This window comes from Paenibacillus massiliensis subsp. panacisoli DSM 21345 (assembly GCF_000426545.1).
GTDB lineage: Bacteria > Bacillota > Bacilli > Paenibacillales > Paenibacillaceae > Paenibacillus > Paenibacillus panacisoli.
The window spans coordinates 84,332-109,619 of record NZ_AUFO01000018.1; the positions used below are offsets into that span (position 1 = coordinate 84,332).

At 47.0% G+C, this 25,288-nt stretch carries 21 protein-coding genes, 2 pseudogenes and 1 other annotated feature (1 of these 24 only partly in view); of the genes and pseudogenes, 6 read left to right on the forward strand and 17 right to left on the reverse strand.

Annotation, left to right across the window (positions count from 1 at the left end; genetic code table 11):
* Positions 1-97, reverse strand: a binding site (T-box leader); it reaches 184 nt to the left of the window's first position.
* Positions 98-241: 144 nt separating this feature from the next.
* Both K331_RS0115380 and K331_RS0115385 read left to right on the forward strand, forming a co-directional pair.
* On the forward strand, positions 242-1,207 hold the full coding sequence (locus K331_RS0115380; protein WP_028590987.1) for an aldose 1-epimerase: 966 nt from the start codon (positions 242-244) through the stop codon (positions 1,205-1,207).
* An 88-nt stretch (positions 1,208-1,295) separates the two neighbouring features.
* Entirely contained in the window at positions 1,296-1,535 is a 240-nt protein-coding gene (locus K331_RS0115385) for an alpha/beta-type small acid-soluble spore protein (RefSeq protein ID WP_018885633.1), read from the forward strand.
* Positions 1,536-1,649: 114 nt separating this feature from the next.
* Here K331_RS0115385 and K331_RS0115390 read toward each other — a convergent pair whose 3' ends face one another.
* The 4 genes from K331_RS0115390 to K331_RS0115405 all read right to left on the reverse strand — a co-directional run bounded on the left by K331_RS0115390 (position 1,650) and on the right by K331_RS0115405 (position 5,130).
* Positions 1,650-2,054: a hypothetical protein gene (locus tag K331_RS0115390; RefSeq protein WP_018885634.1), complete on the reverse strand. Its 405-nt coding sequence runs from the start codon at positions 2,052-2,054 to the stop codon at positions 1,650-1,652.
* A 411-nt stretch (positions 2,055-2,465) separates the two neighbouring features.
* Positions 2,466-4,271: a M3 family oligoendopeptidase gene (locus tag K331_RS0115395; protein ID WP_028590988.1), complete on the reverse strand. Its 1,806-nt coding sequence runs from the start codon at positions 4,269-4,271 to the stop codon at positions 2,466-2,468.
* Between the two features lie 115 nt (positions 4,272-4,386).
* Entirely contained in the window at positions 4,387-4,674 is a 288-nt protein-coding gene (locus tag K331_RS0115400) for a hypothetical protein (protein WP_028590989.1), read from the reverse strand.
* Positions 4,675-4,719: 45 nt separating this feature from the next.
* Positions 4,720-5,130: a hypothetical protein gene (locus tag K331_RS0115405; protein WP_028590990.1), complete on the reverse strand. Its 411-nt coding sequence runs from the start codon at positions 5,128-5,130 to the stop codon at positions 4,720-4,722.
* Positions 5,131-5,335: 205 nt separating this feature from the next.
* Between K331_RS0115405 and K331_RS31920 the strand changes: the two genes are divergently transcribed.
* A complete protein-coding gene (locus tag K331_RS31920) occupies positions 5,336-5,638 on the forward strand; it encodes a hypothetical protein (protein WP_028590991.1) in 303 nt (100 codons plus the stop codon).
* Positions 5,639-5,915: 277 nt separating this feature from the next.
* Here K331_RS31920 and K331_RS0115415 read toward each other — a convergent pair whose 3' ends face one another.
* The 11 genes and pseudogenes from K331_RS0115415 to K331_RS0115460 all read right to left on the reverse strand — a co-directional run bounded on the left by K331_RS0115415 (position 5,916) and on the right by K331_RS0115460 (position 21,458).
* Positions 5,916-6,248: a hypothetical protein gene (locus K331_RS0115415; RefSeq protein WP_036635026.1), complete on the reverse strand. Its 333-nt coding sequence runs from the start codon at positions 6,246-6,248 to the stop codon at positions 5,916-5,918.
* 486 nt (positions 6,249-6,734) lie between these two features.
* Entirely contained in the window at positions 6,735-7,529 is a 795-nt protein-coding gene (locus K331_RS0115420) for a hypothetical protein (RefSeq protein WP_036635028.1), read from the reverse strand.
* 28 nt (positions 7,530-7,557) lie between these two features.
* Positions 7,558-8,451, reverse strand: a complete 894-nt coding sequence (locus K331_RS33040; protein ID WP_318842591.1) for a polymorphic toxin-type HINT domain-containing protein — start codon at positions 8,449-8,451, stop codon at positions 7,558-7,560.
* A 176-nt stretch (positions 8,452-8,627) separates the two neighbouring features.
* Positions 8,628-9,077: a hypothetical protein gene (locus K331_RS0115430; RefSeq protein ID WP_028590995.1), complete on the reverse strand. Its 450-nt coding sequence runs from the start codon at positions 9,075-9,077 to the stop codon at positions 8,628-8,630.
* Positions 9,074-9,757 carry a pre-toxin TG domain-containing protein gene (locus tag K331_RS0115435; RefSeq protein ID WP_226383613.1) on the reverse strand — a complete coding sequence of 228 codons (684 nt, stop codon included), beginning with the start codon at positions 9,755-9,757 and terminating at the stop codon, positions 9,074-9,076. The genes K331_RS0115430 and K331_RS0115435 overlap by 4 nt, the downstream gene beginning before the upstream one ends.
* A gap of 33 nt (positions 9,758-9,790) precedes the next feature.
* Positions 9,791-10,015 (reverse strand): annotated as a pseudogene (locus K331_RS32700) (RHS repeat-associated core domain-containing protein); the annotation flags it as partial.
* Between the two features lie 170 nt (positions 10,016-10,185).
* The gene (locus K331_RS0115440) at positions 10,186-10,428 is read right to left on the reverse strand and encodes a hypothetical protein (protein WP_028590997.1); all 243 of its coding nucleotides are present in this window, start codon (positions 10,426-10,428) and stop codon (positions 10,186-10,188) included.
* Between the two features lie 316 nt (positions 10,429-10,744).
* Positions 10,745-11,173: pseudogene (locus tag K331_RS33125) on the reverse strand (polymorphic toxin-type HINT domain-containing protein); the annotation flags it as partial.
* A gap of 115 nt (positions 11,174-11,288) precedes the next feature.
* Positions 11,289-11,552, reverse strand: a complete 264-nt coding sequence (locus K331_RS29685) for a hypothetical protein (protein ID WP_036635033.1) — start codon at positions 11,550-11,552, stop codon at positions 11,289-11,291.
* 14 nt (positions 11,553-11,566) lie between these two features.
* Complete coding sequence (locus K331_RS31935) at positions 11,567-20,674, reverse strand: polymorphic toxin-type HINT domain-containing protein (protein WP_051289857.1); 9,108 nt, start codon at positions 20,672-20,674, stop codon at positions 11,567-11,569.
* 16 nt (positions 20,675-20,690) lie between these two features.
* Positions 20,691-21,458, reverse strand: coding sequence for an RHS repeat domain-containing protein (locus tag K331_RS0115460; protein WP_028590999.1), 768 nt, complete (start codon positions 21,456-21,458; stop codon positions 20,691-20,693).
* Positions 21,459-21,838: 380 nt separating this feature from the next.
* Here K331_RS0115460 and K331_RS31540 point away from each other — a divergent pair, with 380 nt between their 5' ends.
* Complete coding sequence (locus K331_RS31540; RefSeq protein WP_084165486.1) at positions 21,839-22,006, forward strand: YycC family protein; 168 nt, start codon at positions 21,839-21,841, stop codon at positions 22,004-22,006.
* The gene (locus K331_RS0115470) at positions 22,003-22,233 is read left to right on the forward strand and encodes a hypothetical protein (protein ID WP_028591000.1); all 231 of its coding nucleotides are present in this window, start codon (positions 22,003-22,005) and stop codon (positions 22,231-22,233) included. The genes K331_RS31540 and K331_RS0115470 overlap by 4 nt, the downstream gene beginning before the upstream one ends.
* 148 nt (positions 22,234-22,381) lie before the next feature.
* On the opposite strand, the gene K331_RS0115475 is transcribed toward K331_RS0115470, so the two are convergent.
* Positions 22,382-23,083 carry a DUF2225 domain-containing protein gene (locus K331_RS0115475; protein WP_028591001.1) on the reverse strand — a complete coding sequence of 234 codons (702 nt, stop codon included), beginning with the start codon at positions 23,081-23,083 and terminating at the stop codon, positions 22,382-22,384.
* A gap of 36 nt (positions 23,084-23,119) precedes the next feature.
* The gene (locus K331_RS0115480) at positions 23,120-23,497 is read right to left on the reverse strand and encodes a globin domain-containing protein (protein WP_025680219.1); all 378 of its coding nucleotides are present in this window, start codon (positions 23,495-23,497) and stop codon (positions 23,120-23,122) included.
* Between the two features lie 438 nt (positions 23,498-23,935).
* Between K331_RS0115480 and K331_RS0115490 the strand changes: the two genes are divergently transcribed.
* On the forward strand, positions 23,936-25,228 hold the full coding sequence (locus K331_RS0115490) for a nucleoside recognition domain-containing protein (protein WP_028591003.1): 1,293 nt from the start codon (positions 23,936-23,938) through the stop codon (positions 25,226-25,228).
* The last annotated feature ends 60 nt before the right edge of the window (positions 25,229-25,288 follow it).

Sequence of the window (25,288 nt, forward strand, 5' to 3'; positions counted from 1 at the left end):
AAGGTCCATTCGGCATTCCTCTCCCGCCGATTCACATCAACCATCGGCTTTCTGTAGAGAGTCTGGATTGCTTACTCTTCCTTGTCATCGTATTCAGCAATATGCAGGACAGTAGCATTTGACTGTCTCTTTTACTTAACAGTATGATAATTCCAGTTCACCTGAATGTCAAATAACATGTTATCATAGGAATGTATATTGCAATCATTATCCGATCAAAAGTGAACAAAGGAGCATGGATATGAAACAAGTGACCAAAGGACATTGGAATGGTTACGACACGTACGTCTTACATAGCGAAGAGCTGGAAGTCACGGTACTGCCGCGGCTGGGAAATCAGGCCATCTCTGTTCTGGATACCCTCAGTGGACGCGAGGTTGTACGTAGACCTGAAGAACAGGATTTGTCCTTATTTCAACAGAAGCCCTACCATTTCGGCGTTCCACTGCTTGTTCCTCCAGGACGCATTCGTCAAGGCCGCTTCACTTATGAAGGAATTGCATATCAATTCGATCAAAATACCGATAATCACAATCATATTCACGGGCTTCATCGCAAGCAAGCCTGGTGCGTAACCGACATTGAAGAAGACGAAGATGGATGTACATTGACGTCGGAATTGCTGACGGCAAATGATCCGCATTGGCTTGAGCAATTCCCGGTTCCTCTGCGGCTGCAGATGAGCTATCGACTACAGGGGAACATGTTCACTCAGACACTGGAGGTCACTAACTTAGGGGAGCATAACGCTCCTTTCGGCATAGGTTACCATACCTGGTTCTTGCTTGACGGTCAGCCTGAACGTTGGCAACTCCAGCTACCCGTCAGCGGTCTCTACGGTCTGGATGAGCAGTTGCTTCCTACCGGCGAGCTCCAGGAGCTCGGGAATCTGGCTTGTCTCGCAGATGCACTCCCGCTGCAAGGTACGAATCTGGACACAGCTCTTCGAGCTGCTCCGGGGCCTGCTGTGGCGAATCTGGTCCGGAATGATGGTTATACAGTTCGTTATACGGTGGATGAGAGCTACTTCAAGCACTGGGTGCTGTATACCAAAGGTGAATGTGAGCAGTATCTATGCATTGAGCCTTATACCTGGCTACCAGATGCTCCTAATCTGAGCAAGCCGGATGATTTCACGGGTCTCATTCGTATTACTCCTGGTGAGACTGTTCGACTGACCTCCAGCATTCAGATTTTGCAACCATAAATTACCTTCCTAATAACCTCTCCTTCGGCGAATAGATTCATAATGATGTCACATACTATCCTTACCAAAGCCGAAGGAGGTGACAACGATGTACGGATCTACACAACAACAAGGCAGACGTAACCGTAGTAATAATCTTATCGTACCTCAAGCCAATGCATCTCTGCAGCAGCTGAAATACGAGGCTGCACAAGAGCTGGGGATTACGATTCCAGCAGACGGCTATTACGGTAACATGCCTTCCCGTGAAGCAGGCTCCCTGGGTGGTTATATCACCAAGAAGCTGGTACAAATCGCCGAGCAGCAATTGTCAGGACAAGGCAAATAAGAATAGTGCAGAAATACAGCTAAGCGGTCTCCTAAGGAGGCCGCTTCTTTGAGTAATATAACCTTTAATACCTTTTAATACTTGCACAATGCTGATCTGGATGGCTGCCTATGATTAAGATGATTCCGAATTCGCTCCTGAATATGTATTTCTGGGATAACGAATCATCAGATTAGCCATGTTATAGTTGGACTCCAGCGTTGTGTCTACTACAATCTTACCTTGCATTACTGCGAACTCGTACGAGATCTCCCCATGGGTCCAGCTACGCTTCAGCTTTAAGGCATCAAGGGCCAGACTCCGAAACGTTGTACGCTGCTGAGCTGTTAATCCTGACAAGGCAGCATCCAGCTCATCTGTTCGACAACCAATTGGATGATGCTTGATTCCGAATTTGCCAATCACATTATTGCGAATCTGCACAAACACGATACCAGATGTCAATCCTGACAGCTCCTCATCCAATTCTTTAAACACCATATCCAGTTGTCTAGGAAGTGACAGTTGCTCTATTTTCATCCCACCTCCTCCTTTCGGCTTATTTAATTCCTAATTCGATGGTAAAAATTAGGTCTTACGGCTCAATTATATGAAAATATATAGCTTCTTTCAACGATATCCAACATAAATGGGTTAAAATCCCTACAAAGTTAACGCATTCATACATTCCAGCCTTACTGGAAAATTAATAACCATTTAAATCGACAATTTGTGCGTCAACTCGATATCAAAAAGCCCATCCGTTGTTCGGATGGGCTATCAGCATTTTGTCGAATCATCGTACTTGATGCATCATTCGGGTGTAGAAGGTTAGACTACTATGCACATTCAGCTACGAAAGGAGCACGTATCCAACCATTTTCTTCACTGGACCGTATGCTCCTCGCCCGCAGCGCAGCACGTAATGTTTAGAAGAGACCTAAGAGGTCCTCAGGATACAGAGGAATCCGTCAAAGTCAGGAACGTCTCGATATCCTTAACGGCCAATTCGGCTGCACCACGCCAGAAATCAGGCTGTGTCAGGTCTGTCTGCAAATGCTTCTTCGCAAGGTCTTCCACTTTCATCCGACCTGTATCACGCAGCAGCTCATCGTACTGATCAGCAAAGCCAGTACCTGTGTGCTGTGCATGAGCGTAGATTCCGGCGCTGAACATGTAACCGAACGTATACGGGAAGTTGTAGAACGGCACGTCTGTAATATAGAAATGTAGCTTCGAAGCCCAGAAATGCGGATGTGTCTCGGCAAGCACGTCGCAGAATGCTTCTTTCTGCGCTTCATTCATCAGCTCTGATAGCTGTTGAGCGGTCAGCAGACCAGATTTGCGTTGCTCGTAGAAGCGTGTCTCGAACAAGAAACGAGCGTGAATATTCATGAAGAACGCCACAGACCGTTGAATCTTGTCCTCCAGCAGCGCTATGCGAGCCTGTTCATCTGTTGCACTCTCCACCAAAGCATCCGATACAATCAGTTCAGCCAGGGTAGATGCTGTCTCAGCCACATTCATCGCATAATTTTGATTCAGTACAGGCAGCTCATCCATCACGTGCTGATGGTAGCCATGTCCCAGCTCATGAGCCAACGTAGACACGTTCGAGGCTGTACCTGCATAGGTCATGAAAATTCTTGTCTCCTTGCTCACAGGAAGCGAAGTACAGAATCCGCCCGGACGCTTGCCAGGACGATCCTCAGCTTCAATCCAGCTTTTGTCGAATGCCATTTCAGCAAAATCAGCCATTTTCGGACTGAATTTACGGAATTGTTGCACGATGTCTACAGCAGCCTCGTCATAGCTAATCTTGTCGCTCGCTTCGCCTACAGGAGCCTCGACATCATGCCAGCTTAAGCGCTCGACTCCAAGCAGCTTCGCCTTGCGCTCCAGATATTTTACAAGGACCGGCTTGGTCTCGTTAATTACGCTCCACATCATGTCCAATGTCTCACGTGACATCCGGTTAATATCGAGAGGTTCCTTGAGAATATCCTCCCAGCCGCGATTCTCATACAGCTTCAGACGGAAGCCACCGAGGTGATTTAACGTATCCGCACAGTAATCGGCTACATCCTCCCAAGCCTTCTCCCAGCTCTGGAATACCTCTTCTCGTACTGCACGGTCCTGATGATGCAGCTTGTTCGCCGCCTGACCTGCTGACATTGCTACGATTTCACCATTGTCATCCTTAATCGGAACGCTCACCTTACTCACAATCGTATCATAGAAGCTACCCCAGCCATGGTAACCGTCAATAGCCAGGTCCAGTGCCAGACTCTCCAGCTCAGGGCTCATCTTCTCTCTGGAGGCCTCACGACTCTCAGTTAATACAAAGCTTAGGGGAGCGATCTTGTCACGCTGCATCCAGCGTTCCCATACCTTGTCTCCAGTCTGACCGAGAATGTTGTGGTACAGGGTGGTAGCCGTCTGGAGCAGGGCAAAGAGTGCATTCATGCGCGCACTAAGACGAACAGCCTCCTTGTCATGCTGATCCTGTGCCGAGAGGCAACCGACGAAGGAGGATGCTTCAGAGGCACGTGCAACACAATTCTGCAGCAGCTCCAGAATGGAATCAAGCTCCTCCGTATCCAGTACGGTCTGAGGCACCTTAGCTACCTTTACATCCTGCAGTAGCTTGCGGGCATCCGCTTCAAGTGTATCCAGGTAAGCGGTGAAGTCCGCTGAGGTAGAGCCTCCTTTGAAAATTGACTCCAAATCCCAGGTTTGATTTAAGGGTGTATTCATTATGCCCCAGCCTTTCATTATAAAATGATCATCTATTGAACCATATACGCCAAATAACAGCTGTCATCTCCATATGTTACCATACTTAACGGAGTCATCTCCAATCCTTATTTTCTCAGAATGGCAGCACTCCTTTTATGGCTGTGAACTGGTTCACGACAGCGCCCCTGGACTCCAGATGACTAATGGCCTGCTCGATTTGTTCGAATTCCTGAATCTCCTCCGTGTCATAATCCTCCATCACCTGAATTTTGGACTCCGGGATGTGGAAGCAATAGGTTAAGTATATATTCCCTACCTTCTTCATCGCATATTGATATATGTACCGCTCTCCAAGGAGCAACTTGTATTCCTCATATCCTCGCACCTTGCCTCGCTCCACTGCTTCACACCAATCATCCAAGCTCGTATTCCTCCTGATCACTCTCGCCTTCTCGCAACAGCAATTCTAACTCCCTGTAACCAGAAAATCGTTCGCCGCCTCCTGAACCTCATCATTGTCTGAGGACAATCCTCGCTTAATGAAGCCATCCAGGAGCTGTGGCAGGCTCTCTCGGGCCAGCTCTAGCAACCTGCGGTACTCCCATTCATCATCAAAGCATACCCGCTTGTGGATTACATCAGGGGCATAGGTCAACAGCCACTTAACAGGGATCTGTCTAATTCGATCACGCGCAATTAGAATAGAGCTGATATTGGAGCTCTGACAAGCGAATTCTATGAGTATCTCCAGTAGACCCAGACCGGTCTGACTCGGGAGGTTTTCAATCGTCTCAAGCCTGTCATACGCACCGGGCAGGATGTGATCAAGAAGCTGTCGAACGCGTTCTTCATAAGGGTTCATTAGCTGATCATCCACAGTACTCACCTCCTTTTACTGAACATGCTCTAATCCTACACCGCACCACAGCGAACTTCACATATTCTACTTCATGAGCCTCACACCACATATTCTACACCCTTAACCATGCATCCTGCTCACTACAGCTCTGGGTTTGGCGTTGATTTACCGGATTTTTAGGATCATGCACTCATGGTCTTTTGTAGGATCGCGTTCATGTCTAATGAAAAAAACGAGCACCTTGGCCCGTTTCTTGTTATTCGATATGTCGCTCTATAAATTCCTGGATGTCATTGGCGAGCAGCAAGCTCCAGTTGTCTTTGATCTTAACCATATCCCAATCCCACCACTGGATGGCAAGCAATTACCTGATCTGCTCGGGTGGATGACCTGTATACCCACTGGCATCCTTGAAGATCGCATTAAAAGGATAGGTGTCACCCAATCCACACGATGCTCACCACCAAGCATGATGTTGGCACCATCGGCAATCGAACAGAACTTCCCAATCTCCAGCCTTGACTGAATTCCCATTCCAAATGCGTGGAGTTCCGTAGGTCCAGTCCACGATTTTGTAGCTAGCATAAGCCGGGAGCTGGTTCGTGAATACCATTCCTTCGTTGATAGATTCCATAGATTCCCTTCCCATTCCTTTCACTCCGGGCATGGTGAATGCGTCTAGCTCTCTGATTAGTCTATGCATGTTATGGGAAATGTGTGTTGTTCTTCTGTATTTCTCTGAATTCTCTATATCACGATAAAAGTTCTTCTCTTCTCAATAAGTGTAGTCTTAGGCTAACATGCTAATCTAGGACATCTTTATTCTCTTCTACCCATAACTTGATTATTGCTTTTAATTCAGCCGTTTCGATTTCACATTCAACTTGCATCCCCTCAGTCACAAAATTATTAATAACCTTGGTTGTATCTTTCATTATTTCCAAGCTACAAATGTTGCCTCCTATTGCTTCGAGTTCGCTCTCTTTATTTAGAACTTTTTCAATGTAGGATAAAAATATAGGCGATCTGAAAGACTCCATGTCATATAACAAGTACTCTACTGCCGATATTTCTTCAGGTAATTTAATTTGCTTGTATCCATCTTCACTGTCGTTAATTTTAACTGGATATTTCATATCTTCTATCCTCTGTAAATTATCGAATGGGATGTGCAGTATCTATTAATCCACGGCCATCAATCCACATTTTTATTTGCATTCCGTTTCCAGTAGTTCCAGTATACCATCCTGCGCCATTAAGACTTGGTATACTGGAATATGCTTCCTTAACAGCCTTTAAGACATCAACCCTATCCGGTTATCCGGAAAGAAAGTTGAAAATTTCGATTGACCATTAATTGTAATTGTTGCAGTATAAACACCTAAATTATTGGGGCCGCAATATTTGATAAAGTAGCTCTAAGATCGTACCTGTCACGACATCACGGTTAATGAATCGCTTAATATCTGGAAGCATATTAGAGGAATATTATACGGGAGTGATGAGGGTTAAGTTCTCTTGAACGAAGCCGCCCTATTCATTCGGCACTGAATAGGGGTAAAAGAAAGACCTTGAAGATTGTAGCCCCCAAGGTCTTAACACAGCTTACTATCATTTTAATTTCATTGAGGCAAATTAAAAATAACGTCAATTGGGTCTTTACCTTCAAAAAATGCAGAGTAGAGTCCTTTCTTCACCACTGATGTTAAATGAACTTTCTCATGTAGTAATTGACCTAACTTGATAAACACCTCTGCTTCCCGTGAAGTCACTATTTTCGAATTAATAATATGATCGGTACTGCCTGGCAATCTCCAAGCCCAATCGTTTCTTGCTGACTGCATCGTAGGATAATGAGCAGCTAGATGATTAATATAAGAATATTCGCGACACAAAGGATGAACAAAATATAAAAATTGGGAAATAATAAATGTGCGATTTCTCATCCTTATTCCTGAACGGACTTGGTCACCAAATTGTTGATACTCTGCTGGTATCTCTCCCCAATTAGATCCCCCGACCCCAACCAAAATCTCTAACGCTCTTTGTTTATCTGTGAATTGAGCAAGCCTTAAGAAAATTACTTCTTTAAATAAGTCTTGTACAGTAAAAGATTTTAGACATCTTATAGCATCTTCATTGTTGGTTTGATAATCAAATACCAGCGTTAGATATTCGTCTAATATTTCGTAATTGAAATTGAAATCTGGAAATTCAACCATTGTTTCGATTATGGCTGCTCTAGTTCTCTTTTCTTTAATATGAGGAACTGCTTTTTGTAACTGTAAAAACAACTCCTCACCTAGCTCAACTACAGAATATTGTTCCTTAATTGTTTTTAATAATGCAATTATGATCTCATCTTGGTCGCTCTTTACCATAGCATTAAATAATAACTCTGCTAATCCCTTAGACACGTTCACTCACCTTTCCAATAACTAATAACTAGTGATTTTGAATTACCTTCCATTCTATAGCACCATTAACTTCACGGTAAAGCAGTCTCATTATATTAGAAGCTCCATTGTCTGTTGCAAGATCAAGGCTCCACCAACCATCATCTCTAAGATGAGGTCTGTAATTAGATAGTCTTTGAACTGCTGCGTTATCCCCATACTTAGATACCATTAAATCGTTAATGTGCTGATTAGCTATCTTCTTTTCATCTACTGTTAAATGCCTTTTCGAACCTGGACCCAATCTAATATCCCGAGGGACTTTCTCATTAAGAGAAGATCTTATATTTCCAGCAAGTTTAATTCCTAATAATTGTTGTGGCGAAGGGCTAATATCACAATTATGCACCCAAATCCCAAGGTTAGATACAAAGTACGAATGATAATCCTCTACCTCAAAGTTGTAAACGGTCGCTTCTCGTGACTCTTTCTCAATCTTATCAATCGCCAACTTGGTGCCGTCACTCGAAAGAAGCAGATCGCCAACTTTTAGGTCTTTGACATAGGTCCATCCCCTACCATCCAACCAGAACGGATGCTCACCCGTAACCTCAATGATTTCATCACCGACGTGGACATAATAGATTTCATCAGCCTGTTTTTGGAACAGACCAACGACCTCTTTATACGCCACTTCTCCGGTTTCGTCAGACTTCGCAAGTACCTTGTCTCCTACCTGGATATCTTCGATAGCACCAGAGTCGGTAGGTACCCTGGTACCTGAGAAGAAGCAGTTGCGACGATCATAATGGTACTTCTGGTATTTACCACTAGTATCCTCACGACCGAGCAAGCCCAAACCATATACATAGTAGGCTAGCGGATTCCCGTCTGCATCGGTCTCCATCAGCACCTGAGACAAAGCTGCATTCGGATTAATCACATAACGAATCGTGTTGCCATCTGTTGTGACGGAGGTCCGTATATTCCGCGTTATAGCCGTAGCTTACGCCGCCTGCAGACTGCAGACGATTATGTGAATCATATACGCATTTATGACAGACAAAAAGAAACCTTGAAAGGCACTTAAGCCAGTCAAGGTTTCTACTAGGGATTATTTTAGCTACTCACCCAGATTGAATGTCTAGGTAATGTACTATTGCAGTTAGGGCAGTGAACAATTGGTATTTTACTAGCTTCTTCCAATGCCCCCCATCTATCAGGACAACCATAATACAATTCTGGGATAGTTGGATTTGCAATACTCCCCTTCCAATTGCATACTTTGCACTGCACATTCTCGATTTGTACCCTTTGCAGCTTCTCATTTTTGCTGAGTAACAAACAAAACATCCACTTCTTTTGACTCCCTAAAGGATAGAATGCAAGAGAAAAAGAACTGTACTTTCTCACGAAATCCATCATATTACAAACAGTATCTAATGCATTTATTGGCTGATTCTCGATTATAGGATTGTTGATCAGAAGCTCAAAAGCTTTTGTATCTACAGTATATACAATTTGACCATCAATTTTATGAGGACTAATTAATTCATTATTTAGGTTCATTTTGGTGTAAAACCTCCAATACCAAATTTAATTAAGTACTCACTCTCAGTGGATCCTGGGAGTGTTTGAGGTATTAGTTGAGATTTAGGTATTTTCGCTTTATACACCATGCCACCATTTGCAAAATACTTGGCAATCTTCTCGTCTGTAGTAACAGACATTAATGTTCTGTCCATTCTAAAAGCTTTTGGCAAGTCAGTCCCGAATGCCCTATGAGCTTGGACATAATCATCCATGCTGTTATACCAGATTTTGAGCCACTCATCATGAATAGGTTGAGAAGCTTTGTAGGCATTAGCAAGGTTACCTGATTCACGATAAGCTATTCGGGTGGCATCACTTAACAAGTGTCCCGTTTCATCATATATTGCATTCTCTAAGTAGTTATTAGTTCCCCTATAGACAGTTATCAACTCCTCTGTTTTACCTGTCCCTTTACCAAACCATCCCTTAGCCTTCTTACCCAGAGTCACGACGCCTTCCACGCCATACTTCCCGATCGCCTTCGAGCCCGGAATCGGAATCAGACCAATAGCCGATCCAATCCCCTCCATCCAGCGTTGTCCCACAGACAGCTTCTCGCCTGTCACCAGGTTCACACCTGTGAAGGCTTGCTGGAAGCCCTTCAGCGCGCCTACTCCTGGTACGAGATCCAGCAGCATGTCGCCGCCGCGCAGCATCAGGGAGTCACCATCACGACTCAGACCAAATGGATCGATATACGGAATCGGGTTCCCATTCACGTACGCATAGCGGTTCAGGGTCGGTGTATCTGAGATCGTACCTGTCACGACATCGCGGTTAATGAATAGCTTGATATCTGGACTGTAGTAACGGGCACGCATATGGTACAGACCATTCGCATCGGTCATGACTCCGTCACGTCCATTATAGCGGAACGGCTGCTCCGTTGCGCCCTCGTGTCCGGTCTGCTCTCCGTAAGGAGTGAATTATGTATACATACATGACCGCGCCAACCTATTGTTCCGACCATTATGAGCGACACTACATACAATTTGGAGACATAGGAAACCGTTTGTCGGGATACACAATATTTACAAAAAGAAACCTTGAATGGCATATAGCCAATCAAGGTTATGAGAGTTCACTATTTATATTTTTTCGGCAAATATTTATTATTGATGACAGATTTAATTAAATATCTTAAATCATCCTGATAAGAAGCTAATTCTTCCCGATTTTCACATCCAGTTAGTTCATACAGTTCTTCCTCTGAACAACTGTTTAGTACAAACTCAATGCAATTTTCATAAACCATCAATTCGCCCTCTGATAATCTTAGGTCAAACAAAGTGACACTAGCTATTTCCTCATGTTTTAAGAGTTCCATTTTACCACCTCACATACTCGGAGAATGTCTCTTTAAATTGTTGAAATTCAGCTTCTGAAGGTCTACTCCATCTTCCATCTTGAATCCGCATAGCAGTTACTACTTGGCTTCCATCTGCTTCAACAATATGAATTCTGCCATTATCTCCTTTGATAATCCATCTACCGTCTTCTTGTACAAGAATATCAGATTGTCTGGCTTTTTGAACATCATTAATTGCCGAACCGACAGGTCTACCCTCTTTACTTCTTAGTATAGCATGCTCACTTCTTTCAAGTTTCCCTGTCCCTTCTACACCAGACAACAATTTAGGATTAATATCACAATTATGCACCCAAATTCCAAGGTTAGATACAAAGTACGAATGATAATCCTCTACCTCAAAGTTGTAAACGGTCGCTTCTCGTGACTCTTTCTCGATCTTATCAATCGCCAGCTTGGTACCATCACTTGAAAGAAGCAGATCGCCAACCTTCAGGTCTTTGACATAAGTCCAGCCCCTGCCATCCAACCAAAACGGATGCTCACCCGTGACCTCAATGATCTCATCACCGATGTGGACATAATAGATCTCATCAGCCTGTTTTTGGAACAGACCAACGACCTCTTTATACGCCACTTCTCCGGTTTCGTCAGACTTCGCAAGTACCTTGTCCCCTACCTGGATATCCTCGATTGGTTTTTCACCATCGTCGGTAAGTACCTTGGTACCTGCGGAGAAGCAGTTGCACTCTGTAATTACTTTAGGAATATTCCCTTTACCAAACCATCCTTTAGTCTTTTACCAGGGCTGCGGCACCTCCACACCAGTCAGAAGAAAAAAACCTTGAAGGGAAATCCACTTCAAGGTCAATCTTCCATTATTTTATTCTGCTTTTCAATTCGTTGCTTACATATTTATCCCATTTTGCTGATATAACCTCTTCTTCTCCAGGCTCAGCAATTCTTCCATTATTAAAAAGAGAGCTTTCCTCATTGTTGAAGTAGTTTTCAGGATGAATCCATTCAGATTCACATTCATTGCAATAAACAAGAAGTTTCTCTGAAGAGACTTCCTTCACAATTACTACCCAACCTTGGTGACAAATGTGACAAGTATCAATTGGATGTTTTTTTAGAACCATAGAACTTCTCCTTTCTAATCAGCAGGATAGCCTGTAATAATTTTATTTGTACTTCTCTGTACGATTATCTCCACAGAATTTAAAACTGTACCATAACCATTTGAGCCACCTTGTAACCCTGCTTCAGGATAAGGGATTCTCCAGATATCCACATTACCGGATACTGTAACCGTACCACTTGCTTTATTATTCCACGCCTGATTCAAAACAGAAACTGGGTCATCAATAAATACCCCATGTAGATCTTTCGATGTATCTTCCACAAGATGTGTTCCCACATGCTGAACCCTTGTTTCACCTGTTCTAGTACTTACAATTGACCAGTCGAGTATATCGCAATTCGTATTATGCACCCAAATGCCCAAATCCGTCACATAATACGTGTGGTAGTCCGAAACCGTGAAGTTATACACCGTTATAGGCTTATCCAGCTTCACGAACTCTACCTTGTCAATCGTCAAGTTGCTTCCATCAGCCTTTTGAAGTTTGTCGCCAACCTGAAGTTCATCTGCGAAGACCCACCCTTTTCCTTCAACCCAGAACGGATGATTATCTGTCGTCTCAATAACTTGCTCCCCAACATGCAGTTTAATAATATCATCACGTTGGTTGCGGTAAAGGTTAGTTACTTCTTTGTAGGCCAACTCTCCATCCGGGTTGTTCTCATCCTTAGCGAGAACCATATCTCCGACCTCAATGTCTTCGATATTTTTCTCCCCTTCATCCGAAAGAACCTTTGTACCTGCTGCAAAGCAATTACATGCTGACACAAGTTTAGGAGTGCTTCCTCTGCTAAACCATCCTTTAGCCTTTTTCCCCAGAGTCACGGCACCTTCCACGCCATACTTCCCGATTGCCTTCGAACCCGGAATCGGAATCAGACCAATCGCCGATCCAATCCCTTCCATCCAGCGTTGTCCCACAGACAGCTTCTCTCCCGTCACAAGGTTCACACCTGTGAAGGCTTGCTGGAAGCCCTTCAGTGCACCAATTCCCGGCACGAGATCCAGCAGCACGTCGCCGCCGCGCAACATCAGGGAGTCGCCATCACGACTCAAGCCGAATGGGTCGATATACGAAATCGGGTTCCCGTTCACGTACGCATAACGGTTCAGGGTCGGTGTATCCGAGATCGTACCTGTCACGACATCGCGGTTAATGAATCGCTTGATGTCTGGGCTGTAGTACCGGGCACGCATATGATACAGGCCATTCGCATCGGTCATGACTCCGTCACGTCCATTATAGCGGAACGGCTGCTCTGTTTCGCCCTCGTGTCCGATCTGCTCTCCATATGGACCGTATTCATACGTATCCGTAATTGTACCATCCAGTGCGGTCAGCGCTACCGTGCTGCCACGACGATCATAGTGGTACGACTGATATGCACCGCTAGCATCCTCCCGACCCAGTAGTCCCAGGCCGTATACATAGTAAGCTAGTGGATTGCCATCCGCATCCGTCTCTATCAGCACCTGAGACAAGGCTACATTCGGGTTGATCACATAACGAATCGTGTTGCCATCTGTTGTGACAGAGGTCCGCATATTCTCTGCGTTATAGCCGTAGCTTACACCGCCCGCAGACTGCAGACGATTACGTGAATCGTATACGTAGGACTGCATATTCCCTTGCAACGGTCCTGTCGTCATGTTGCCATCAGCATCATAGATGACCGGTTCACCATTTACCGTTGCCAGACGATTGTCCGCCGTATATGTCATTTCCAGCGGGTACACGTCTGAAGTGACGGCAGTCGGATCAGTTCCGTTCAATTCCGCTCCCAATCCCTCTTCCGGTGCAGGTGAGAGCCCTGGACCGTACACGTCGAAGGTCACTTCAGACGGTACAGTGCCCTGCACGCCACCGGTCTCGGAGACAACATTACCTACAGCATCATAGCTGAACGCATAGCTCGTCAGCAGATTGCCATCTGCTCCGCGATTCGCCGAGCTCAGCAGCTGTCCGTTCGCATCATACGTGCGTGTCTCCTCGCTGCCATCTGGACGCTGTGTCGAGACGACTTGTCCATTCGCGTTATACGTATAGGTTGTCTTGCGACCTGCCCAGTCGGTTACGGCCCGCATCCGGCCTGCAGCGTCATACGTATAGCTGACTTGTTTGCCATCTGGATACGTCAAGGCTGTCAGTTGTCCTATAGCATCATAGGTGTATTTGATGGTATTGCCATGCTCATCGGTATATTGCTTCACTCGATTCAGGGCGTCATATTCACGACGAATCGTCTGTCCATCCTGATCGGTCACAGCCGTGACATTACCGTTGGCATCATAGCTGTAGGCCACGCTGCCATCTGGATCCGTGAACTTCGTCAACTGTCCAGCAGCATCGTAGGCATAGTCTACGTTCTGACCACGTTTATTGGTCTCCTGAGCGAGCAGCCCAATGGAATTGTACTTGTACGTATGCACACCGCCTGCTGCATCCGTCTCACGAGTAACGCGTCCTACCGCATCATAAGTGTAGCTAGCCGTATTCTGATTCGGGTCCGTCACCTGTGTCAGTCGGTTCAGCGCATCGAAGCTCTGTCGAGCCACGCCCTCCATCGGGTCCTGCACAGATGTCAGTCGATTCAGATCGTCATAGGTGAAGATCGTCTGTCTGCTAAGCGGATCAATGCTGCCAGTTAGACGGCTCAGCTTGTCATATTGACTCGTATAGGTCTGACCCAGCGCGTCCGTAGTCGCTACAGGATTGCCTATCGCATCATAAGTGACCGCATAGGCTCGTTGATTCAATGCATCGTATGCCTCAGTCACACGGTTCAGATCATCATAGACATAACGGACCTTCTCACCCAGCGGGTTGGTCTCGCTAACGACATTACCTACAGCATCATAGGCAAAAGTACTCTTATTGCCCAGCGCATCCGTCGCCGATACCATTCGTCCTTCACGATCGTAGGCAAAGGCTGTTATTCCTCCGGCCGCATCTGTCATTTGGAGCAGATTGCCGTTGCCATCATAGGTATACTGCGTCTTCAGCCCCCGTCCATCTGTCTCCTGACTCAGGAAGCCTTGGCTATCATAGGCAAAGCGATACGTGTGACCCAACGGATCTGTATACGACAACAGCTCATCGGCTGCGTTATAGACCGATGCGGTCTCATTGCCTTCCTCGTCCCTCATACCACTCATGCGGCCAGCTTCATCGTACAGGAACGTCAGTTCCTCGCCGACAGCCGTCGTAAGCTTGGTCAATCGGCCACCTGTATACGTGTAGGCCGTCTTGTTCCCCATCGCATCCGTTGCCGATTGCAGGAAGCCGTTCGTGTCATAAACGTAGGCCGTTGTACGATTCTCGCTATCTGTCACAGACAACAAGCGATCCTGTCCATCATACGTATATTTTACCTGATTGCCGTCAGGACCCGTGACGGTCTTGAGGTTATCCCGTTCATCATAGGATAGCGTGATCGTCTGTCCCGTATGATCTACGGCACTCTTGAGGTTGTCTTTGGCATCATACGTATAAGTCACCGTCTGACCTCGTGTATTGGTTACACTAGAACGATTACCTAGGTCATCATAGACATACGAGGTCGTCCGTCCTAATGCATCCAGAACCTGTAACAGCTCATACTTCGCACTATGTGTACGCTGCTGTTGGCGTCCGTTCCGATCGGTGATCGTGGTAATTAGCTGTTTATCTTTCTCTTCATAGGCAAAGGTCGTCGTAGCTCCCTCAGCATCACTTTGAGTTACAATCCGCCCTTTATCATCATAGATGTTCGTGAAGAGCTCGGCACCCTCACTAACCGCCGTATCAATACGGTGATCGGCATTATACGTATAGATTGTCTCTCTTCCGGCAGCATCCGTTATACTATTCAGCCGCCCACTACGATCATACGCGAAGCCTACCTGTCTTCCAGCCGTATCTGCTACAGTGACGATGTCACCTGCTGAATTATAGGCGAAGGACAAGCCCTGCCCCGTTACTGGCTCTGTCACCGCGATGAGCTGACGTGCCGTCGAATAATCGAGCTGCAGCTTCATTCCTCCGCGGTCCGCAATCGACATTAGCAAGCCGTCTGCAGCGAAGCGCAGTGTCGTACCCTGATTACGCACCAGTGTGAAAGTACCATCCGTTTGCCGGCTCAGCACATCATGCCGAACCGATGGGTCCTGCGAGGTATATGTGCCATCTGCACCTAGAACGAACGTATTCTTTCGGAAAGCATTCCAGAATACCTCGACAGATCTACCATCTGCGGCTGGCTGCACCTTCAGCTCATAATTATGACTCCAGCCTTTGCCAAGTGCTCCTTCCCCACCCAGTAGCGAGTAGTATTGCGCCTGGAAAGGTACTGGTACAGCACCATTTGCGCTCAGTAATGTGCGATTGATGATTTGTGCCCCGGTCGCTGTATCTACAGGATCGGCATATAGCGTAGCTGGATCGTATTGGCTTGGGTCCAGCTTGCTAATCTGCTCAGCCGCAGCCTCGCCAGATATTACTTCCTCCAGCTCGACAGTGCCATCCTCATAGCGGAGCAAGCCATACGGGCTATACATCAGATAAGGTGCAGCTTCCAGGCTGCGCACCAGAATTTGAGCACCGGAGGATACGGTAAGCGGACTCCGTCCTGACTGCTCCTCTCCCTTGCCTACCCGGTAGGCAAAAGCACCTTCTGCCTTCAATGTATGGTTCTTATCTGTCACGTTCGTGATCTTCAAGGCCCCATCCGGCTGAAGTGTCGCTTTGGTCAAGGCCGGATGCTGCTTGCTCTCTACCTGAAGAACGTCATATGGTCCCCATAGCTCCAGAGAAACATTGCTCGCAGCACTCATGCGCAATGTCTCACCTGTATTCAGAGTATACGAGCGTCCTGCATCGGCTGCCTTGTAATCCATCACATTCGCTGCGGAATCAAGTCTCACCCAATCTGCCGTACCTGTCACGGACAGCTTCAGCGATACGTTGCCTAGGTTCTTGATATCGTGGCTACTCTCGGCATTCGCTGTAATGATTCTCAGCGCAGGCTCCTTGCGGCTGGTGAATGCCAGTACTCCCGCGTTGCCCTGAATAATCGTCGGGCTCGCCTGCTTCCCGGTCACTATTGCATAGTGATTGGCAGGGATGGACTGAGAAGCTCCACCTGTCCCTCGAGTGTAGCTCACTGGCTGATTAGCCGCATTGTACATGACGATATCATACATCCCGGTCAGTGCCAGTCGGGCTGGAGCTGCCGACGTATTGGCAACTTTGACGGTCTCATCCAGTCCAAGACGTTTCACAGCCAGCTCTTCGCCCTGGCTCACAAGAATGGCCTCCGTCGGTGCAGTGACAATGACGGGCTCCACACCTGGATTGATGACGACGATTCTCTGACCTGCCTTCATGGACTTGAAGGTATAATCCGTATTATCGAACGATGAAGCCAATTCTCCTGTGGCGTGATAGGTCCGCACATGATGTTTCCCTTTGACCTTCGCACTGAATGTATCCGGAGATACATTGATAATCGAGAAGCTTTCCCCCGTCTGCAGAGTCTTGATGGTTACAGGCGGTATAGCGATATTTCTGATCTCGAAGCCATCATAAGGTCCACGCACCGTAAGCGGGCTGCTGTTCGCTGCTTGCAGCACAATACGGTTCCCTTCCTGAGTGACCTGCGTTCCTGCGGACTCCTCTGCCCCAAAACCGTGGACTGAACCATCATCCTTATATTCAGCGAAATGGTACAATCCGCTCATCTTCAAGCTTAATTGCCCTTTGGATGGTTTTCTGGTAAATTCCACAATTCGGCTAGGCGACAGCGCCTGCTCGAAAGTTACGGGCTGCTCTCTGGACTCGATTCTGAAGTCCTCATAAGCACCGTAGAATACAATGCTCTTCTCATCTGTATTCTGTACAGCCAGCTTCTTGCCTGGCTTGAAGGTATGTCCTGTCGTCTGCTTAATTGCGTATCTGACCAGCATCCCCGAACTGTCATATTCAGCTTCGTCATACATCCCTGTAGCACGAAGGACTGAGTCTGCTGTGCCGATACTCGTCACGGTAGCGCTCCGCTCCGGCTGAAGCTGGATCTTGGCCAAAGCTGGTACTGTCCGCTTCTGGACCTGGAACGCATCATACGAGCCTTCGATGGTGACCGTGGCTCCGCCGGAATTGGATACAGCGATGCGTTGACCATTTCTAATGATCTTGGTGCCTGATTGCGTCGCGTAATCCAGACTGGACATTTCACCATCTGCATTGCGCAACACCATATCGTAAACGCCTGTGAAATATGTGTAGAAAACTTTGCTAGCATGCTTATTCAAAATATCCACATGCTCTCCTGCTCCGAGCGTATGACGGAACGTTACCGGATTGGCACGCGAATTCGTCTCAAATACGTCATAACCGCCATATACAGTCATTGACTGCTGCTCGGCAGTATTCATCATGGCGATTCTTTCGCCCTTGTGTACAAGCTTCGGAAGCGTATCGTTTCTGGAGTAGAGATCCAATGCTCCGTCTACGAACATGGCATGATCAAATGTGCCTGTCGCATATACCTTACCTTTTCCTGGTCCGGTATAGGTGGCCTCCATACTTTTCCGTGGCCCCAAACTCCACTTGAACACGGCTGGGTGCTGCCTGCCGCTTATAGCGAATGCATCATATGGACCTTCTACAAGCATGGAGCTTCCTGCTGTATTTGTAAGAGCTATTCGAGACTGACTGCTGATCAATCTCGAAGCCAGGGTCTCCTGCAGCCCTACATCCTCAACATCTCGATCCGCGCCGTATTTGGCAAAATCATACGTACCTGCCGGATAGATGCTGAAAGGCCGTCCCGTATGGTTGCGGAAATCTGCACTCTGTCCGGTTTGAAGCGTTCGACTGAACGTAACCGGGTTCGCACGATCCTTTAATTCAAAAATCTCATAAGCACCATATACATCAATCGGTTGAATATCTCGGTTCATGATTGCTACACGCTGTCCCGCAGATACGGTATTGTACCCGGTGACGCGTCCACGGTTATAAGAGAATGGACTTCCATCCGCCGTATAATCCATCAGATCATGAATCCCGGTCATCCGTATCATTTCGGACTGTGCCGTTCTGTTCACGAACTCTACACTTTTGTCTGCCAGCAAATGGCGAATAACCAAAGCAGGTGTCTGACTTACCTCCGCGTTAATGACATCATACGGAGCCAGAAGGACTAATTGCGTGTTACCCGAGTTCGTCACAGTTGCCCGCTCATTAGGGTATAGTGGCAGTCTGCTCGTTGTCTTGCGGTCCATGGATCGCAGGCCATTGTCTTGACGGTAGCTTGCCTGATCGTAAGTACCGTTCAGATCGACATTGAATAACGCACTGCTGCCACTCTTGAACTTCAGGCTCTCTCCATAATTCACATAGCCTTTAAATAGCGCAGGTGTCAGGCGTGCATTGACACTGAAGGCATCAAACGGAGCCTTGACCGTCATCGCAGACAAGCCACTATTCGTTACGATATGCCATTCACTGGCTGTCACAGAGTGAGTCTCCCGCTCAATCGGGTTGCCATAGTGGCTGACTCTGTTCCCCTCCGTATACGTCACATAATGATGCTGTCCACTCACATCGACGGAGAAGGAACGAGCCGAGATATTGTCCAGCTTCAGCGTATCTCCTGGTTGCAGCGTCCGATTCAGCGTAACCGGATTGTAGCGATCCAGATAACGGAACATCTCGTATGGAGCTGCAATCGTCTTGCTCTCCGTGTCTGTATTCGTGAAGGCTACACGTTCGCCGCCCAGAATCTCCATTCGACTCACATAATTCGATGGCGTGTAGGATTTGATCCCATTTTCATCATATCGCGCATAGTCAAAGGTACCATTTATTAAAATCGAACCGACATACTGTGTCTGATTCAAGGCTACAAAGCTGCCCCCGACAGGCACTACACGCCGGATTAGCGCAGGATATGCACTCCTATCCACCTGATAGGCATCCCTTGCCCCACTTACGATTACAGGGCTAGAATTACGGTTCGTTACGACTACATACTGACCAGAGTACACCGTATAGCCAATACTGCTATCACTTACTGCATCTGCAGCAATGTGAACCTCCTTTCCATTAGCCTCATATTTAACCATGTCGTATTTCCCTCGAATATTGAGGTTGAGACTTCTGGCCTGTGTATTGGTGAATTTATAGCTCTCTCCATTATTCAGAATTTGCCGGAACATGGATGGATCATTTTCGTTAGTAACGGTAAAAGCATCATAAGCTCCGATTACCTCTAGCCAACCTGTTCCACGATTCGTTACGACCAGTCTCTTGCCTTTGGCGATCGCATCAGAAACCTTCTTGTCTGTACCAGACGAGCTTACAGAGCCGTCCTCATTGTAGACGACATATTCATAGGAACGTGTCCCTGCGCTCTCGTAATAGACATAGAAGGTTTTATTCTCCGTATTGATTGCTTCGAGTGTCTGTCCTACCCCAATACGCTCCCGGAACGATGCAGGTCCCGAATTGTAGAAGGAGAATACGCCATTGGCACCACTGACTTCAATCGTCTGCGTATCCCGATTCGTCACAACCATACGGTTACCAGAAGCCAGTTGGGTTCTCCCCCCCTTGTCATCACGCTGGAAGGTCGTTAGTACCCCACTACCGTTAAATTTGACATTATCATTGAGACCACTAATCAGAAATGATTCTGCCGCGCTCGTCAAATTGGTTACCGCTACACTTGTTCCAGGCGGCAGCATACGCTTCTCGAACGCCGGTATACTTGTAGTTACGAACTTCAGCTTTTTCGTCTTGCTGCTTGTCGTCAGTTCCAGATTATAATTAGATGTATTTGTGAGATTAATCTGCTGACCTGCTAGTATGACCGCATTAAAATTGCGATCATATTGCGCACTTGTAGACAGGGTTCCATTCTTGTTTAATTTAACGTAATCGAAGGAAGGTGCTGTGCCTTTGTGATATACAGTGACCTGCCCGGAATCAAATGCAGTAGTAATCTGCACATTCGCCCCTGGTGGCAATGTAAATTCCGTCGCTTCAAGGGCATTCGCAGTGAATACTCGCATACCGCCAGCCAAAATAACTGCAAGTACAACCGTCAGTAGTATCCGTGTCCATCTTTGCCTCATCATTTATGCTCCCCCAGCCCTACAGTCTAGCGTCCGGCGCAAAGGACAGCCCTACAAAGCCCGCTTGACCTGAGCCTTGCGGCTGCAGCACAGTAATCTGCAAATGAACTCTAGCCTTCACTGCACCTGCTGGTACCGATAGTCCCGCCTGAAAGGTCTCCCAGTCTGCGTCGGTCTGCTGGTAAATCGCTACATGCTGATAACTGAGAAGCTTTCCTGCAGTATCGTAATAGTTCACTACCACCTTCACGACCGCCTTGTCCAATTGAAGGACCTTTGCTTGTCCTTTGACGGTATAGCTCTCTCCTGCTGTTACTGCCAGATCACGATACAGATTCGCCCCTCCGATCTGTGGAGAGCTGACGTCAATATACTGAATGACACGCTCCTGACCTTCTGGCACAGACTGCTGGTACACATCGTCTGTTACCGTGTATACATCACCAGTTACGGTGCCCGTGCCGCTTGAAGATTCCATATATGCGTCTTCAGTGACGGTGCTGAAGCTGGCCTCCACTCCGCGAGTCGCATAAGACTTCCAGTCTTGAGCCACCTGCCCCTTCACGGCGGCAGTTCCTGTATCCCGAGGCGTTGCCTTGACAGTGAGCAGGTTCCCTCCCGCATCATATGTATATTGGGTCGTCTTCTTTTCCTGCTCTACGCTAATCAGTCGGTTCAGATCATCATACTCATATTGTTGCGCAGATAGCTCTGGCGCCGATCCTCCAAGTAACACAACCATGACAACAACAACACGAATCCATCCAGCTATGGCTTTTCTTCTCATTCGTTAGTGATCTCCTCTCGCCGCCCATTCAGCAATATGTATTAATTCTCATATTAACCCAAATTATTTTCCATTCTCCTATTTTTCAAAAATAGATTTCATTTGGGAAAATGAGCCTATTCTACCTATACTAGATTAGAAACATTTTCTAGGTCAATAGTTTTAGCCAAGTTTTTGTAAAAAGGAGGGAATTAAGAACTAGAGAGTAATTACTGAGAGCCCTAATTTGGCAGAAACCCGACAACATGCTATATTGGATTACGACAAGCCGCTATCAATGGAGGGCATAACTGAAATTGTGGGTACAAGCTTGAGGACACTTGAATAACGAAGACACCCATCGCGGGTGAGAATATATTGCAGGAGAGGAGCATCCTTCGATGAGACCTTTACAAATTTCGCCAGACACGGCCATCAAGCTATCAGAGAAGCTGGGCGTTCCATTGGAACAGCTGATGCATATGCCACAGCATATTTTAATGCAAAAGCTGGCCGAGCTGGCCAAAGAAGAGTCCCAAAAACATGATGGTGAGGCTTCGGAGTCATGATTCCTTTTAGCCATACCTGGCCTTATGAGATCGTTATGGGTGATATTTATGTAGAGCAATGCCCCTTCTGCAGTCAGGAGCATGTGCTCCTCCCACTTAAGCCTAAGCAACTGTCCGCCATTCATGACGGTCAGAAGAAGCTGCTGGTCTTCCCCTGCTGCCACAACCGGATTACATTACTGGATTGTGATGATGATTATCTGCTGGCTGACGTAGCACTTCGTTAGCAATCGACACAGGGTAGTAACTGTCGTAATAAGCTGCCTATGATTAGTACACGGAAGTAATTCATGTCCGATTAAGCCCATAAATACATCAAGAGCTAGCCTGATAAGTACTCCAGTACTCAGGCTAGCTCTTGATGTATACCTCTATTTAGGCCTGCTCCATCTCGGAAGGTAGCTGTTCATTGCTTGCCAGCATCTGCTCGCGCAATACGCTCCACTGTTCACGAGATGCCCGAATCATGGCCGCATCCGTAATGCTCTTGTCATTAATGACCCGCGAGAACCAGCGAACGGCCTCACGGAAGTTACCTACTCGCCGATTCAATTCACCAATCAGATACAGCAGCTTGGCATTGTTAGCCCCGACACCCTCCAGCTCATAGACCCGGATGTAGGATTCAAGACAGAATCCCAGGAAGCGAATCTCTTCCTCCTGCAATCCTTTATACCTGTAGAGCCATGCTATGTGATGAAGCAAGCTGGACACGACACGTTCCTTTTCCTTTACGGTCTGAGCACACAGGAGACCCAGCTTGTACGTCTCAAGAGCAACCTCCCAGGTACGGGCTCCACCATAATCCCGCTTCGTCCAGCGGGTACCGATCTTGTCCATGAATGCCTTCTTCTGATGATCACGAAGGTTCGTCTCTGAATTCTCCGTTGTAGCGAACCCACATTCCGGACAGATCCGGATAACATAGAAATCAGGATTCTCATTCTTGTAATATCCGCAGAAATCAGAATCTGTACGGATCGCCTTCTTCAGGCTCGGACGTACGCGAGAGGTCTGAAACTCATGCTCGCAATTGGGACAGGTTACCTTGATCTTAAATAACGGTTCAATTTCCAAAATAGCTCCAACCCTTTCTGGGAAAGCATCACAGGGCTAAGGGGTGTTCACGAAGTGATAGGCTGGTCCGGATAGCCGCTTGATGATAAAGGAGTGAAGCTCACCTTCAACCCCAACCTCTGTAAGCGCCTCTGCCATACAGGACAGCCATGCCTCTGCTCGCTCTTCCGTCACAGCAAACGGCAAGTGACGTGCTCGCATCATCGGATGCCCGACGGCTTCCGAATACAGCGATGGCCCTCCGAAAAACTGGCTCAAAAACATATACTGCTTCTCAAGGACTGGTGTAATATCTTCCGGAAACAAAGGAGCCAGTAAGGGATTCTTCTGGACTTTGGGATAAAAAGCCTCCACTAACGAACGCACTCCATGCGCTCCTCCAAGATTGTCGTAAATTGATAAGTTAGGATTCACATGCCCGCCCACTTTCTATAATTCAGAAATGATAGACCTAATCATTATACCATTAATAATAAAAAAAGGCGCTGTGAGCGCCGTTACACTTCATTAAATTTCCTGCAACGATTGTAAAAACTTTAATCAGCTCACTAACACATGTTATTCAAGGAGACATGCTAGTAGCTTCGCCAGTCCTCTTCACCGGGATGGACGAGAGAAGCACGGATGACATACACGAAGACACAGACCAGAATACCAGCAACGACACTCATGATTATCACTCCATCCTTAAGAGTTTTATCGTTGGTCTTATTATTTTAACATACCGGTTACAAATGTACACCCTTGTATGAAAAGGTTTTCCCGTTTTTTTGGTACTCTTTGTCCACTTGTCATCATAAGGATAACCAAGCTCATAATTCTTTCCAGCAATACGTTCATGAGGAGGCAATCATGTCATTCCTGAGAACATGGGGCTTCATTCCCCTCTCCTTATCCCTGCTTGCGGTGATGATGATATTGGCTGCTCATCCCGGGCCTGCGCTGGAAGCGGGAATACGCGGCCTGTCCATCTGGTGGGATGTACTCTTTCCCTCCTTATTTCCTTTTTTTGTCCTGTCCGAGCTTATGCTTGGGCTGGGTATCGTTCACTGCGCGGGAGCTTTGCTCGATCCCATCATGAAACCTCTATTTCGTATCCCTGGAAGCGGGGGCTTCGTCGCAGCGATTAGCTGCGCTTCTGGCTATCCTGTAGGAGCCAAATTAACGGCCCAGCTATGGGAGCAAGGCAAAGTATCGCGCGAGGAAGGTGAACGCCTTGTTGCCTTTACGACCTCTTCAGACCCGATTTTTCTCATCGGAGCTGTATGTGTCGGCTTCTTCCATAATCCTTCTCTGGCTCTCATTCTCATGCTTGGTCACTATGGTGGAGCATTGTGCATAGCTCTACTTATGCGTTATCACGGAGCATCTCATACCGTCTCGCATCCCTCTCAGCCAGCATCGACTGAAGCTCACAAGACAAGCCTGCTGAAGCAGGCGCTGCTTGCCATGCAGCAAGCACGAATGGAGGATGGACGTTCAGTTGGTACCATACTGCGGCAGGCAATCATCTCTTCCCTTAAGCTTATTATGGTCGTAGGAGGGCTCGTTGTATTCTTCTCTGTTTTTTTGCAGAGTCTTATGCTCTCGGGTCTGATGGCACAATTGAATAGCTTCGTGGCAACTCTGCTCAGAACTACAGGCTTCCCGGTATTATTGACCGATGCGATCACTGGAGGAATCTTCGAAGTCACCCTTGGTGCCCGCGCGGCTGGCCAGACGGAGGGAACTCCGCTTGTATTCAAGGCAGCAGCAGCAGCATTCGTGCTTTCTTGGGGAGGATTATCTGTTCATGCCCAGATTGCAAGTATCTTGAATCATACGAATATTCGGTATTGGCCCTTCCTCATCGCACGTTGTGTACATGCTATCATTGCCAGCTTACTTGTACTGCTACTATGGAACGTTGTACAGCCACTTCAGACTCTGACTCCCGTATGGCTCTCTCTGAAGGATTCTACACAAGTAGTGCCAACGGTACTCTATAAGCTAAGTATGCTGCACACCACCGATTGGTACATCACCATAAGTGCATTCTCTATATTACAGTTTCTGTTATTCCTATCCTTGCTCACGGTTGTCCTGTTGCTGGCTCTGCTGGTTGCCTTCATACGCAGCTTCCTACGTGAAAGACCATCGCTTTGATAAAGGCTGCATTCTATCCCTGTCCATTTTTCGTGTTGTTTCCTGCGGATTCGTTGTGTT